The sequence below is a fragment of the Bacteroides sp. MSK.18.37 genome, assembly GCF_019129155.2.
In the GTDB taxonomy this organism is placed as follows: Bacteria; Bacteroidota; Bacteroidia; order Bacteroidales; family Bacteroidaceae; genus Bacteroides; species Bacteroides ovatus.
In genome coordinates, this window is sequence record NZ_JAHOIB020000001.1 from 5,532,610 (window position 1) to 5,546,900 (window position 14,291).

General features: G+C 39.8%; 8 protein-coding genes. 3 read left to right on the forward strand and 5 right to left on the reverse strand.

Going from position 1 to position 14,291, the window contains the following annotated elements; all coding sequences use genetic code 11:
- Nucleotides 1–61: 61 nt before the first annotated feature.
- Nucleotides 62–1,687, reverse strand: a complete 1,626-nt coding sequence (locus KSX81_RS21370) for an ATP-binding protein (RefSeq protein WP_032853665.1) — start codon at nucleotides 1,685–1,687, stop codon at nucleotides 62–64.
- Between the two features lie 337 nt (nucleotides 1,688–2,024).
- Here KSX81_RS21370 and KSX81_RS21375 point away from each other — a divergent pair, with 337 nt between their 5' ends.
- Together KSX81_RS21375 and KSX81_RS21380 are read left to right on the forward strand one after the other, a co-directional pair.
- Entirely contained in the window at nucleotides 2,025–3,884 is a 1,860-nt protein-coding gene (locus KSX81_RS21375; RefSeq protein ID WP_004300098.1) for an SLC13 family permease, read from the forward strand.
- A gap of 366 nt (nucleotides 3,885–4,250) precedes the next feature.
- A complete protein-coding gene (locus KSX81_RS21380) occupies nucleotides 4,251–6,596 on the forward strand; it encodes an LruC domain-containing protein (protein ID WP_032854220.1) in 2,346 nt (781 codons plus the stop codon).
- Nucleotides 6,597–7,440: 844 nt separating this feature from the next.
- Here the strand turns inward: KSX81_RS21380 and KSX81_RS21385 are convergent.
- From KSX81_RS21385 to KSX81_RS21395, 3 genes are all read right to left on the reverse strand, one after another.
- Nucleotides 7,441–8,088 (reverse strand): GNAT family N-acetyltransferase, encoded by a 648-nt coding sequence (locus KSX81_RS21385; RefSeq protein WP_004303716.1) that lies wholly within the window; start codon nucleotides 8,086–8,088, stop codon nucleotides 7,441–7,443.
- A 153-nt stretch (nucleotides 8,089–8,241) separates the two neighbouring features.
- Complete coding sequence (locus KSX81_RS21390; protein WP_004317877.1) at nucleotides 8,242–9,168, reverse strand: exopolyphosphatase; 927 nt, start codon at nucleotides 9,166–9,168, stop codon at nucleotides 8,242–8,244.
- Entirely contained in the window at nucleotides 9,165–11,234 is a 2,070-nt protein-coding gene (locus KSX81_RS21395; protein ID WP_032846627.1) for an RNA degradosome polyphosphate kinase, read from the reverse strand. Before KSX81_RS21395 ends, KSX81_RS21390 begins: the two co-directional genes overlap by 4 nt.
- Before the next feature lie 173 nt (nucleotides 11,235–11,407).
- Between KSX81_RS21395 and KSX81_RS21400 the strand changes: the two genes are divergently transcribed.
- Nucleotides 11,408–11,986 (forward strand): HdeD family acid-resistance protein, encoded by a 579-nt coding sequence (locus tag KSX81_RS21400; RefSeq protein ID WP_004303713.1) that lies wholly within the window; start codon nucleotides 11,408–11,410, stop codon nucleotides 11,984–11,986.
- 79 nt (nucleotides 11,987–12,065) lie between these two features.
- On the opposite strand, the gene KSX81_RS21405 is transcribed toward KSX81_RS21400, so the two are convergent.
- Nucleotides 12,066–14,255, reverse strand: a complete 2,190-nt coding sequence (locus KSX81_RS21405; protein ID WP_007761654.1) for a glutamine synthetase III — start codon at nucleotides 14,253–14,255, stop codon at nucleotides 12,066–12,068.
- Between the last annotated feature and the right edge of the window lie 36 nt (nucleotides 14,256–14,291).

Genomic DNA, 14,291 nt, shown 5'->3' on the forward strand with positions numbered 1-14,291 from the left:
AAAAATATAGGATAAAGAGGATATTGGAACATACTTTTCACAATATCCTCTTTTCTTTTTATTATTTCTCAATTTTCTCTGACCTTGGAATTCTGAACCAGAAGCGAGAGCCTTCTCCTTCTTTAGATTCCACTCCGATAACCCCGCCCAGTCTTTCTACTATGACACGGCAGATGGCTAGTCCGAGTCCTGTCCCTTTAATAAAGGAGTTCAGTTTGACGAAGCGTTCAAACACTTTATCTATCTTGTCAGCAGGAATTCCGATACCTGTATCTTTTACATAAAAGTATATTTCATCTTTGGCTTCTTCAATCCGGTATCCCATTTCGATAGAACCTTTGGGGGTGAATTTCAAAGCATTATTTGTAAAGTTGATGATAACCTGTGATAGACGTATGCGGTCGGTATACATCATGCATTGATCTGCTTTCTCTGTGAATAAGATTTGAACGTCTGGGGAAGAATTCTTTTCTTGCATTTGTCTGCAAATACCTTCCATCAATTCATTGATATCAGTCTGTGCAAATGTAAATTCCATAGTACCGGCTTCAATTTTAGAAAGATCGAGGATGTCGTCTATCAGTTGCAATAATAAGATATTGTTGCTGGAGATGATTTTTACAAATTCTTTTCTCTCTTCCTCTTCCTCCGTTTGGCAAACCATTTCGGAGAATCCTACAATCGCATTTAACGGGGTTCGTATTTCATGGCTCATATTAGCGAGAAAGGCAGATTTGAGCCGATTGGATTCTTCGGCTTTTTCCTTTGCTTCCTGCAGCATTTTGTCCATCTTTAATTTTTCAGTGATGTTTTCAAAACGAAGTAATCCTCCAATAATTTCAGTTTCCTTTTCATCGCCGAATACAGGTGTTGCGGTCACTTCAAAATCTACATCGTCTACTCTGATGGTATGCCGGATAATTTTGCCCTGTTCGATAGCTTTCTTGAAAGCACATTGTCCACACGGTTCATTACGAAGTGCACTGGTCTGATAGCAAATTTTTCCCGGTATGTATCGTCTGCCTTTTACCAGGCTGGCTATTTGTCTTGTTTCCTCCCATTGTACGCGGTAATTTTTATCAATATAGATAAGACCGAAGTCGATACTTTTTAGAGCTAGTTTTTGCTTCTTCAATGCTTTTTCCAGTTCTTCCTTGGCGGCAACTAATTCTCTTTCATAATTCTTGAGTTGTGTGATATCCCACCGGGTTGCCAACAGCCATTTCTTTTCTCCTTCCCATGAAATAATAGATTTAACGGCAATAGTATCATGGGTGATTCCATCGGGAGTGGTGTATTTCTCTTCTTTGCGATATACTTTGCCTGCTTGTATGAGTTCTTTGTCGATATGCCGGTATTTTTCACCTCTTTCTTCTCCATAAATTTCATAATCAGTATGTCCGATGGCTTCTTCACTGCTAATGCCGGATTGAGCGGCTGATTCTTTATTCCAGTAATAGTATCGGAAATCGTTTGTTATATCTTTTACAAAGATGGGGAAAGGAAGGTTATCGAGAATATCAAAGGAGAAACGGTAGGAATGATTGGTCTTTTTAATCGTTTTTTGTAATTTACGGATTCTATATAGTAAGATGCTGATGACAAGGAGCAAAATAACTACTAGTAAATAATTATAACCCCAATGAACTTCGTTAATCCAATAATTTAACAAATAATTGTTTGCCATAAAATGTTTGATATAAATGAGGTGTAAAGATATGAATTGTTCTTTAACTTTCAAAAAATAATACATAAATATATTGTCTTTCAACATTATATTGTGAGACTGTAATTATATGCGATGAAGAAATAGTGGAGGTATGGTGTCTTGTAGTTCTTGTATGGTATCATATTTTGCTTGATTTCGAGTCTTTTTTCAGAAAGAAAATGTATTAAAATATTAAATGATGTCTCATGAACTAAAATCATTTCTAGTTTGTTTTAATAACGCTGGAGTATTTTCTATTTTTGTTCACCTAAATAAGTTTTGATAGAGTCAAAATAAAACAATCATTTAATTACGTATGCTAATAACCATTATTATTCTCGTTCTTTCGGCTGTCTTTTTCGTGAACGGCAAGGTTCGTTCGGATATTGTGGCACTGTGTGCACTGATAGCCTTACTTATTTTTCAGATATTAACTCCTGATGAAGCACTTTCCGGTTTTTCTAATTCGGTAGTCATTATGATGATCGGATTGTTTGTAGTGGGAGGGGCTATCTTTCAAACGGGATTGGCAAAGATGATTAGTTCCCGTATTCTTAAACTTGCGGGAACCAGTGAGATCCGGTTATTTCTGTTGGTGATGTTGGTGACTTCGGCCATTGGTGCGTTTGTCAGTAACACAGGAACGGTGGCACTGATGCTTCCTATTGTTGTCAGTCTGGCAATGAGTGCCGGTATGAATCCGAGTAGGCTGTTGATGCCGTTGGCTTTTGCAAGTAGTATGGGAGGTATGATGACTTTAATCGGTACTCCGCCGAACCTTGTGATACAAAATACGTTGACTTCTGCCGGACTTGAACCGCTTTCCTTCTTCTCTTTCCTGCCTGTCGGCATTGTCTGTGTGATTGTCGGTACGCTGGTATTGATGCCACTTAGCAAATGGTTTCTTTCTAAAAAAGGCCAGAAAGATGATAATAAACGTTCGGGTAAGTCACTGAAACAGTTGGTAAATGAATATGGGCTTTCTAGCAATCTGTTTCGTTTGCAGGTAATAAAAGATTCCCGGCTTTTGGGCAAGACGATTATTGACTTGGATATTCGTCGCAAATATGGTTTGAATATCATGGAAGTGCGTCGTGGTGATGCATCGCAACATCGTTTTCTGAAAACGATTACCCAGAAGTTTGCTGCACCGGACACGATGTTGCAAGCCGAGGATATTTTGTATGTGACAGGAGAATTTGATAAGGTACAGCTTTTTGCAGAAGATTTCCTGCTAGAGATTTTAGGTGACCATGCAACGGAAGAAACTCAAAGCGCAACTAACTCTCTGGATTTTTATGACATCGGTATTGCTGAAATAGTGTTGATGCCAGCTTCTAATTTGATAAACCAAACAATTAAGGAAGCCGGTTTTCGTGATAAGTTTAATGTGAACGTATTAGGAATCCGTCGTAAAAAGGAATACTTGTTGCAGGATTTGGGAAATGAGCGGATTCATAGTGGTGATGTGCTTCTGGTTCAGGGAACGTGGAATAATATAGCTCGTCTTAGCAAGGAAGATTCTGATTGGGTTGTTTTGGGACAACCTTTGGCGGAAGCGGCTAAAGTTACATTAGATTATAAAGCTCCGGTAGCGGCTGCTATTATGGTATTAATGGTAGTAATGATGGTATTCGATTTTATTCCGGTTGCTCCGGTTACAGCCGTTATGATAGCGGGTATATTGATGGTATTAACCGGATGTTTCCGTAATGTAGAAGCAGCTTATAAAACGATCAACTGGGAGAGTATTGTATTGATTGCAGCTATGCTTCCTATGTCTCTGGCATTGGAGAAAACGGGAGCTTCGGAATACATTTCCAATACGCTGGTTAACGGCTTGGGATCATACGGACCTGTTGCGTTGATGGCAGGTATTTACTTTACGACTTCGTTGATGACGATGTTTATCAGCAATACAGCTACGGCTGTCTTACTCGCACCGATTGCTCTGCAAAGTGCCATACAGATCGGAGTAAGTCCGGTTCCCTTCTTGTTTGCTGTGACGGTAGGTGCAAGTATGTGTTTCGCTTCTCCATTCTCTACACCGCCTAACGCCCTGGTGATGCCTGCCGGTCAATATACTTTTATGGATTATGTAAAAGTAGGATTGCCGTTGCAGATTATTATGGGAATCGTGATGATTTTTGTATTACCATTGATTTTCCCCTTTTAGTTTTTAATTTTTATCCTTTTAATAAGGAGATGAAAGAGCTCGGTATTTTGTAGTTGTAGTGCTTTGTAACACTGGATCTTTGTCGTTTAATTGAGAGTTGCATAGAATCTGCAACTCTTTTTTTTGATTGCATATTGCATATTTGTACTTCTAAGCTTTTAATATTCAATAATGTAATAGGTCGTTTTTTATTGGGAGTAATTAAAGCCTTATCTTTTAAAAGATGTTAACCGTAGGTCGAAAAATACAACTTTATCCGTTTCTTATTTGTAAATACAACTATCTTTGTACATTCATTGCTGATTGTTGATTCGTAATGATTTTTATTTTTTGTGCAAATAAAGCAAACTTAAGTATTTAAAGATTATGAAACAAAGCATTGTAAAAATCTTCACTTTTTCGTTGTTAGTATCTTCTATCAGTTTTATTAGTTGCGTTGATAATGAGAAAAATCTGTTTAATGCAGATCAACTGAAACAAATTTACGAAGAAACTTTTCCTGTAAAAAACATCGACTCTGATGGTGATTGGACAATGTCACGAAGTGTAACGGCACATGTGTCAATCAATGGGGATCAAGGAGTAGATTATAAGATACAGATATTTGATGCCGATCCATTAAGCCCGGAAAGTACAGCAAAACTCTTAGCGGAAGGAACTGCCACTCAAAGTATGACTTTGGATGTGGTGATGGATTGCGCAACATCTCTTGATAAAGTGTTTGTTGCGCGTATAGATGAACACAAACGTTATCTGGTCCAACCGACAGCGATTGAAAATGGTACAGTGACAGCGCACTTTGGAGACAAAGGTACGCCAACACGTTCTATATCACGAGCTGTGACGACTAGTATACCAGTCATGGAAGCTCCTTATACAGCCGATTTTATTAGTGCTAAAAAGGCAATTTCTACTGTCATTCAGGCTAATTGGGATCTTTCTGCAAAGTCTGGCTGGGGTGGAAGTTATGGTCAATTTCCTGTTTTTACAGAAAGTGAGCGTTGGTTTAAGATTCAGGAAGGAACTTTTAAAGCTGGATTTAGTGCAACTGGAAATAGAGATGGAGAAATAAGTGCTGTGAAAGTAATCGTTCCTCAAGGAAGCACATGGGTTATAGAGAATAGTAATCAATTTTCTGATATTACAGAAATTATCGTTGAGAATGGTGGAAAGATAGAGATTGCTAAAAATGGGAGTCTGATATTAACGCGGGCTTCTTATATAACTGTGATGCAGGGAGGAAGTATTGTTGGTGACAGAGGTATTCAGATAACAAATAGTTCGGCTGGGCGTACAAACTATAATGCGGGTACGATTGATTGTGACTTTTTGAAAATTGATGGAAGTGGAAACGGAGTTGATTTTGTGAATTATGGAACACTTAAACTGAATTCTTATAATGCTTCTACAAATGGTACGACATTGATAAATCATGGAACCATTGAAGTCGAAAATATAGATGGCAACAATAATACTAATATTAAAAACGGTTGTTATCTGAAAGCTGGAAAATTACAATTTGGTACGCTTGTTATGGGAAATACTTCCGAAGCTATTTGCAAAGAATTGACGGGTAATGGAAATGATAATAATATCGTGATGGAAGCACAATCCATGTTGACTTGTACGGGCAAAGCTAATTTATTCAGAACAGTTACCGGTCCGACACAAGGAACTGCCTTATTAAGAATTCACGAAATAGATAATACTTCCGGTCTGGCTCAATCTGCTTCTAAAGTAAGTAATAATATCATTTGTGAAATAACAGATCAAACATATAAAGGCGAAGCACATTATAACTGGTCTCCTTTTGCATGGCTAGTAAATAAGGGATTACAGCAAGGTGCTACCTATTGTAATCCGGGCAAAGCAGAATTTATACTTCCTGCTGACGGTGACTGTGTTAAAGAAGGGTATAACTCTGATGAAAAACCGGATGATGTAGAAATTCGATATGCAGTTTATTCTTATGCTTTCGAAGATAACTATCCGAAAGCAGGAGATTACGATTTCAATGATATTGTGTTGAATGTAACTTTGCCTGCAGCCGGTAATGATGTGAAAGAACTAAAATATAAAATTGACCTTCGGGCAGTTGGTGCCGTGAAACAATTAGGTGCTGGTTTGAGAATACGAGGAATAGACAAAAATAATGTGGAAGAGATAAGTTTTGGTGCAGGCGCTGCTCAACGTACCGGCTCATTAAATTCTGGTATATTTGAAAATGCATCTTATGAAGCCAATGGCAATGAACTTGTGATTCCTTTATTTGGAGACGCACATTATGTATATGGATATACAGGAGCACAACGCCCCATGTTGAATACTGGGAATGCTAGCACTCCTCTTACAGATATATATACTCTTGAAGTGAACGTCAAACTTAAAAATGAAATATCCGTCCCTAGTGTGACAGATGGTTTAGACTTCTTCATTGCTTATCAGGGGATAGGTCAAAAGAGAACAGAAATCCATTTGACTCATTTTAATTCGGCTACGGCGAATGGACAATTGGCGGATAATGAGGTGCTTGAGGTAATCAAGGCAGTTAATAATACATGGGCTTTGTGTGTTCCTGATAAATTTGCTTATCCAACAGAAACAACAGTGATAACGAACGCATATTCTAAATTTGCAGATTGGGCACACGATCAGAGCTCAACTACTGATTGGTATAAGACAGTTAGTAGTGATAAAGTGATTCAGTACTAAAACTATTAAAGAGAAATATTGCAAACAGTTTTATTCGAAAAGAACTTGTGTGCATTGATTATGGGGAGATTGTAGGAAGTAAGTGCTGCCTTAATGCTCCCCTTTTTTATGTAATTACCCATTCGATGACAAAGTAAATACATAAAGTTTTAGAATCTCTGATTATTCTGACGATTGTTCGTGTAATCAAGGGTTTTGCTATCTCTCATGTTCTATCATTCTTCTCTATTAGCAGGAAAATCCCCATGATTTATTGAAAAACAATGCCTTTATTGCGTAAAGCACCGCATATTTACATCAAAAGCGCCGCTATATTTGTAAAAAACATAAGGATAAAGTAAGTAAAAGATGCGGATAATGTCATCAAAAGCTATGGATGAAGTAAACAAACCATTGGGATAGTGTCGCTATATCGTAAATGTTGTTAGAATTTCCTACTTTCTTTCCATTGATTTTTCTATTTGGGGCTTTGATAATGGTAAAAAGAAAAAAGTAAAAGGGAACTTTATTAGTACATGTGATGCCCGTTTGATTGTAGAAATGCTGTGCGCGTATTAAAATGTATATATATCATGCTTAATTGTAGAATAGTGAATTGAATAAAGCCCTCTACAGTGGCAGAAAAATTTTACTTCAGCCAAAGGGAGGAAAGAAGCGATCCCTGATAGATTAAGAATTACAAAGTGTCAGTAGTATCTTTTTGTAAATTCAAATTTCTCATGTTGAATGTTTTGTAACTGCAAAGATACGAAGAATGGTAACTATATTGAATGATAGTTGCTTAATATCATAGCAGGACCGAGCTCCAGAGATGTACAAATCAGGCGATTTAGGTTATTCAACCTTAATTCGCTTTTTTCTGCATCACTACTATCTGATTAAACCGTTTTTGTGACGGAGTACCAACTACAATTTCTTTTGGAGGAAATCGCTTGTCGAACTCATTAGCAGCAGATTTATCAATCTGATATATTTTATCTTCTATATAACGGCCTTTTACATTGGCTAAAGCATTATCATATAATTCACAAACATGAAGAGCAGTAGCATACATATTGTCTTCAGTGCGAATCCCTAATGTTTCGGCAGGAATGAATCCTTGTCGGAGATAATAATCCGGGTCACCACAAAGTAAAATAGCACGAAATCCCATTTCGGAAGCTAATTTTTTGGTAAGTGCAATCATTCTTCCTCCGATACCTTGCTGTTGGTATTCGGGGAGGACAGAAATGGGCCCCAGGCTCAAAACCTCATATTGGTTACCGTCATCTGCCATGATAAATGATTTGAGGCAGACAACATTACCGACAATCTTGTTATTATGTTCTGCAACAATATCGAGCTCCGGCACAAACTTAGGATGGTTACGCATAATATGAAGGAGGTAATGTTCGTCACATCCCGGAGAATAATGATTCCAGAATGCTTCCCGTGTAATGTTTTCGGTTTCATGATAATCCGAAGATTGCTCAATTCTAAGTTTTATATCCATATTGTTTCAAATATATAGTTGCACAAATATAAAGAACAAAATCCGAATACCTAACTCTTTTAAAGATGAATCTATACATTATAGCAAGATGAGACAAAAACTCCCGATACTAGTATATCCAGACTTAGTATCAGGAGTTTTTTATATATTCATTCATCGAGATTGCGGAGAATCAGGCCTGTTCATGTTTTGCGTGTACAAGCTGTCTATAATACCGTCGGACAGTCCGATGGTAGGTACAATAATTCCGGTAGCTTTTACATGAGTAGCTATCTCGAGAAATATCTCTGCAGCAGGAACAATAACATCGGCCCGGTCCGGTTTCAACTTATATTGCTTAATACGTTGTTCGGTAGAGAGGGCTTTTAATGTTTCATATATATCTTGCAGTGATTCGATGGGTAGGAGAGACGCTTTTTTGTCTTTCTTGTCCGCTAAACGAAATAACTTATTAATATTTCCTCCCGAACCGATGATGCTGATAGGGGTATATTCTGTGGCAAGCCCTATCAGGTCAGTGCGCAAAGCTTCCTTTTCTTCTTCCTTTACCATACCGCTAAGCATACGTACCGTACCTATATTATATGAACGGGAATTTTTCAGTTCACCGTTGCTGATGAGATTAATTTCCGTACTACCACCTCCTACATCTACATACAAGTAATTTTGTCCTGAAGCAAATAACTGTTCGATATGATTGTCGTAAACAATATGCGCCTCTTCCTGCCCGTCGATGATTTCTACACGGATACCCGTTTTTTTGACGATCTGCTGAACGATATCCTTGCCATTACGTGCATCACGCATGGCAGAGGTGGCACACGCACGATAGTCTACCACATCATATATCTTCATTAATTGTTTGTAGGCTTTCATCAGCCGAATCAGTTTCTTCTCTTTTTCTGTAGAGATAACCCCCACAGTAAAGGCGTCTTCTCCCAACCGTAACGGAATACGGATGAGCTGTACCTTACTCATTAATTCGGGCGCATTCTCCTCGTTTACACATTTTATCAGCAGCCGCACCGCATTAGAGCCTATATCTATTGCCGCATAATTAACTTTCTTCATACTTATCATAATGTATTCTTGTATTCGTTATATAATTTTTCTTGTGAGCGGAATGGGACACTGTTCTCTTCCCGTTCTTTTTCCCGGTTCTCGCCTGTACCATCCACAATTCTTCCTTTTGCCGTATCCCGGAATCCGTAGCAGACAATTCGTTTTAAATCTGCCTGGATTTCTTTATCATAGACCGGTGCCGCCACCTCAATACGATTATCCAGGTTGCGAGGCATCCAGTCGGCAGAACCAATGTAGTATTTTTCTTCTCCACCATTGGCGAAGATGAAAATGCGCGAATGTTCGAGATAACGGTCGATAATACCATTGATGTGTATATTCTCGCTGATACCCGGAACGCCTGTCACTAAAGAACAGTTACCGCGTACTACCAGTTCCACTTGAACACCCGCTGTTGAGGCTTCGTATAGCTTTTCAACAAGTGCACGGTCAGTAATATGATTTACTTTAGCAAGGATATAAGCCTCTTTTCCCTGTTCCTTATTTTTTATCTCTTTGTTGATAAGCGCAATGAATCGTTTACGCATATCATTGGGAGAAACGAGCAATTCTTTGAAATCAACAGGAGTATAAGGCTTTTCGATAAAATCGAATACGGCATTGACTTCCCGGACAATGGGACGGTGAGCAGTCATAATGGTATAGTCAGTATACATACGTGCATTTCCTTCATGGAAATTTCCTGTACTGATGCAGGCGATATCTCCGTGCCGAGTGCCGATATGCAGCAATTTAGAATGAATTTTCAAACCCTCTACTCCGAAAATAACATGAATCCCCGCATCCTGCATTTTCTTGCTCCAGTTGATATTAGACGCTTCATCAAAACGTGCCAACAGTTCGATAACTACTGTGACTTTTTTCCCGTTTTTGGCTGCACTGATTAAAGCCTTTATCACTTTGGAGTCTTTAGCCAAACGATAAAGCGTCATCTTGATACTTTTTACTTCTTTACTGATAGCGGCTTCTCGCAACACACGGATGAAAGTATCGAAACTATGATAAGGATAATGTAAGGAACGATCTTTCCGACGAATCAAAGTGAGCAGACTTTCCATGCCATTCAGTTCAGGCTTGAAGATAGGTTCCCAAACAGGATATTTCAGTTCATGATGACCGCAAACCGGAAATTTCATCAAATCCTTGAAATTGTGATAGCGTCCTCCGGCTACACGCGTGTCATTCTTATCCACGTTCAGGCGGCCGGTCAACTTTTTCAGCAAGTCTTTAGGAATTTGTTCGTCATAGACGAAACGGATCGGTTCCCCTTTCTTCCGGCTTTTCACACCTTTGGAAATCTTCTGAAGTACCCCTGTTCGCAGATCACTGTCAATTTCCATTTCGGCGTCTTTAGTGAATTTGAAAGTGTACGCCTCATAATCTGTGTACTTCATGCCAACAAAAATCATCGGCAAACAATAGCGGATCACGTCATCAAGAAACATGAGATATGTTTTTCCATCCGAATCAGGTAATTGAATAAAACGGCCGAAGTCTCCGGTCGGCAGTTCAATCACTGCATAGTCTTTCTCCTTTATCTTTCCCGTTTCATCTTTGCGCAGCAGACGGATGGCAAGGTAAATATCCTCATCTGTCTGATCGTCCAGCGGGCGGGTTCCATTGAGGAAAAGCGGATTGGTAGAACCATTCAGTTTGTTGCGATAGAAAGAAGTGACGAATGCTTTCTGTTCGTCCGTCATTTCCGCATCTTTGATGACGTAGATATTCTCTTTCTTCAATTCCTCCATAATGGAAGCGAATATCTCCTCAAACTGCTTGTAGTAACGATTGTGCAGCTTTCCTATTTGTTTCAGAGTGCAGGCGGCGGTTTCTTGTTCTGCTTGTATGTTTTTATCGGCATATTCTACGATCCGGTTCAGAGTCGCTACACGGACACGGAAGAATTCATCCAGGTTATTTGAATAGATGCCAAGAAAAGTGAGTCGTTCCAGCAGTGGCACTTCTGGACGGGCGGCTTCTAGCAGAATACGTTGGTTGAAGTACATCCAACTGATGTCACGCTCTACATAAGGGTATTTCTTTTTTATTTCGCTTTGTTTCATTGTGAAAAAGGAACTGTTTAAAATTTCTGCAAAAATATCAATGTGAGATGTAATCGTCATAACGATATTATTACGAACTTATTACAATGTTTATTTGTTATTTTTATATATCAGTAGAAACACTTATATTCGCAAAAGTATTGGAACAGACTCGGTTAAAAAATATAGAATTTATGAAAACAATGAATTATTCCCTTATTCGCATTCTCTTCGCACTTGTGATTGGATTGGTACTCGTGATTTGGCCCAATGCGGCTGCCAGTTATATTGTCATTACGGTAGGTGTTGCCTTCTTGATTCCCGGTGTTATCAGCCTTTTTGGCTATTTCGGCCGGAAAAGACCGGAAGGTGAAGCAGCTCCCCGTTTTCCGATAGAAGGAATCGGTAGCTTATTATTCGGACTTTGGTTGATTGTGATGCCTGAATTCTTTGCAGATGTCCTGATGTTTTTATTGGGATTTATCCTGATTATGGGAGGAGTGCAACAGATTGCTTCTTTGTCGATGGCTCGTCGGTGGATGCCCGTTCCGGGAGCTTTTTATCTGATTCCTTCGCTGATTCTTATTGCGGGTATTATCGCTTTGTTCAATCCGACAGGAGCGCGTAATACTGCATTTATAATTATTGGTATCAGCAGTTTGGTTTATTCTCTTTCCGAATTGATAAACTGGTTCAAGTTTGCCCGTCGCCGCCCGAAGGCTCCGGTTATGCATGACGATGATGATATTGAAGACGCAAAGATTATCGAATAAAAAAAAGAAGAGGACTGCTTCACAGCACTCCTCCCCGCAAACTTAAAACAACCAACAAAAGAAATAGATAATTTTTTTTCTATCTCACAAATAACAGTTCTCTGTATTTTGGAAGCGTCCACATCTGATTGTCAACAATCAGTTCCAACTTGTCGATGTGATAACGGATTTCTTCCAGTGCCGGGACAATCGTGTCGTGGTAGGCAATGGCTTTTTCCCGTTCGCTTTCTATCTTGTTTGCAACCTTACGAGCCTCAATCATTGCATCTACATGCTCCTTGATGAAAGCTGTACGGTCGGCAATCTCTTCAATAAGCTCCAGGTTCTTAGCAGACAATTTCGCTGCCTTTTCTGCCGGGAAAAGAGATTGCATCTTATAGACATTATTAATTAAGTCCGTCTGGTATTGAGTGGCAACCGGAATGATATGATTCATTGCCAAGTCACCCAATACACGTGCCTCAATCTGAATCTTCTTCGTATAAGTTTCCCATTTCACCTCGTTACGGGCTTCCAGTTCTTTCTTGGTCATTACACCGGTAGCTTCGAACATGGCAATTGTTTCCGGTTTCAGGTAATTGTCGAAGATAACAGGAACACTGGTTTCGCAATCCAGTCCACGACGGGCAGCTTCTTTCTTCCATTCGTCACTGTAACCGTTACCGTCGAAATGAATGGCTTTACATTCTTTGATATATCCGCGGATGATTTCAAGAATGGCGGAAACTTTGGGTTCTCCCTTTTCAATCAACGCATCCACGTCCTTCTTAAACTTCACCAATTGATTTGCTACGGCCGAGTTCAATGCAATCATGGCAGAAGCACAGTTTGCTTCGGAACCTACGGCACGGAACTCAAAGCGGTTGCCTGTGAAAGCAAATGGAGAAGTACGGTTACGGTCTGTATTATCGATCAGTAATTCAGGAATCTGCGGAATATCCAACTTCATTCCCTGTTTACCGCTAAGGCTGATTAAATCATCTTTCGTACTGTTTTCGATATGATCTAATACCTGCGACAACTGTTTTCCAAGGAAAGAGGAGATAATTGCAGGAGGTGCCTCATTCGCTCCCAGACGGTGGGCGTTGGTAGCACTGGAGATAGAAGCTTTCAGTAGTCCGTTATGATGATAAACTGCCATCAATGTATTGACAACGAATGTAACAAAACGCAGATTGTCTTCCGGAGTCTTGCCCGGTCCCATCAATAAGATACCTGTATCAGTGCCCAAAGACCAGTTGTTGTGTTTACCCGAACCATTGACACCTTTGAATGGCTTTTCATGAAGCAGTACGCGGAAACCGTGGCGACGGCTTACCTTACGCATCAATGACATAATCAGCAAGTTATGGTCGTTGGCCAAGTTACATTCTTCAAAGATGGGAGCCAGCTCAAACTGGTTTGGAGCAACTTCGTTGTGACGGGTCTTGACAGGAATACCCAGTTTCAGAGCTTCAATTTCAAGGTCTTTCATGAAGGCAGCCACACGGGTGGGAATAGCACCGAAGTAGTGGTCTTCCAACTGTTGGTTCTTGGCACTGTCATGTCCCATCAAAGTACGTCCGGTCAGCAATAAGTCCGGACGTGCGGCATATAAACCTTCGTCCACTAGGAAATATTCCTGTTCCCAGCCTAGATAAGCAACCACTTTCTTAACTTCCGGATTGAAATAATGGCATACGTCTACGGCTGCTTTATCTACGGCGCGTAAAGCCTTCAATAAAGGCGCTTTATAGTCGAGAGCCTCACCGGTATATGCGATAAACACGGTCGGGATGCAAAGCGTATCATCTACAATAAAAGCAGGTGATGAAGGATCCCAGGCACTGTAACCACGCGCTTCGAATGTATTGCGGATTCCGCCATTCGGGAAAGAAGAAGCATCCGGTTCCTGTTGCACAAGCAGTTTGCCTGTAAATTCTTCCATCATGCCACCTTTACCGTCATGTTCGACGAAAGCATCGTGCTTTTCTGCCGTACCCTCGGTCAGCGGTGCAAACCAGTGTGTGTAATGAGTGACACCCATTTCGATAGCCCATTTCTTCATGCCGGCAGCTACCTCGTCGGCAATGCTGCGATCTAGCGGAGCACCGTTGTCAATTGCATCAATCAGTGCATTGTATACCTTACTGGGAAGGTATTTGAACATTTTTTCCTTGTTGAATACATACTTTCCGAAGTATTCCGAAGGACGTTCGGCAGGGGTTGCTACCTCAACAGCTTTCTTTTTGAAAGCTGTCTCTACTACTCTGAATCTAAGTTTTGACATAATACCTGATTTGATTTGTTGTTAAATATGTTAGAG

What these genes read in the sequence shown, in the direction of transcription:
- KSX81_RS21370 (WP_032853665.1), bottom strand. Translation starts at nt 1,687, where the DNA reads ATGGCAAACAATTATTTGTTAAATTATTGGATTAACGAAGTTCATTGG.
- KSX81_RS21375 (WP_004300098.1), top strand. Translation starts at nt 2,025, where the DNA reads ATGCTAATAACCATTATTATTCTCGTTCTTTCGGCTGTCTTTTTCGTG.
- KSX81_RS21380 (WP_032854220.1), top strand. Translation starts at nt 4,251, where the DNA reads ATGAAACAAAGCATTGTAAAAATCTTCACTTTTTCGTTGTTAGTATCT.
- KSX81_RS21385 (WP_004303716.1), bottom strand. Translation starts at nt 8,088, where the DNA reads ATGGATATAAAACTTAGAATTGAGCAATCTTCGGATTATCATGAAACC.
- KSX81_RS21390 (WP_004317877.1), bottom strand. Translation starts at nt 9,168, where the DNA reads ATGATAAGTATGAAGAAAGTTAATTATGCGGCAATAGATATAGGCTCT.
- KSX81_RS21395 (WP_032846627.1), bottom strand. Translation starts at nt 11,234, where the DNA reads ATGAAACAAAGCGAAATAAAAAAGAAATACCCTTATGTAGAGCGTGAC.
- KSX81_RS21400 (WP_004303713.1), top strand. Translation starts at nt 11,408, where the DNA reads ATGAAAACAATGAATTATTCCCTTATTCGCATTCTCTTCGCACTTGTG.
- KSX81_RS21405 (WP_007761654.1), bottom strand. Translation starts at nt 14,255, where the DNA reads ATGTCAAAACTTAGATTCAGAGTAGTAGAGACAGCTTTCAAAAAGAAA.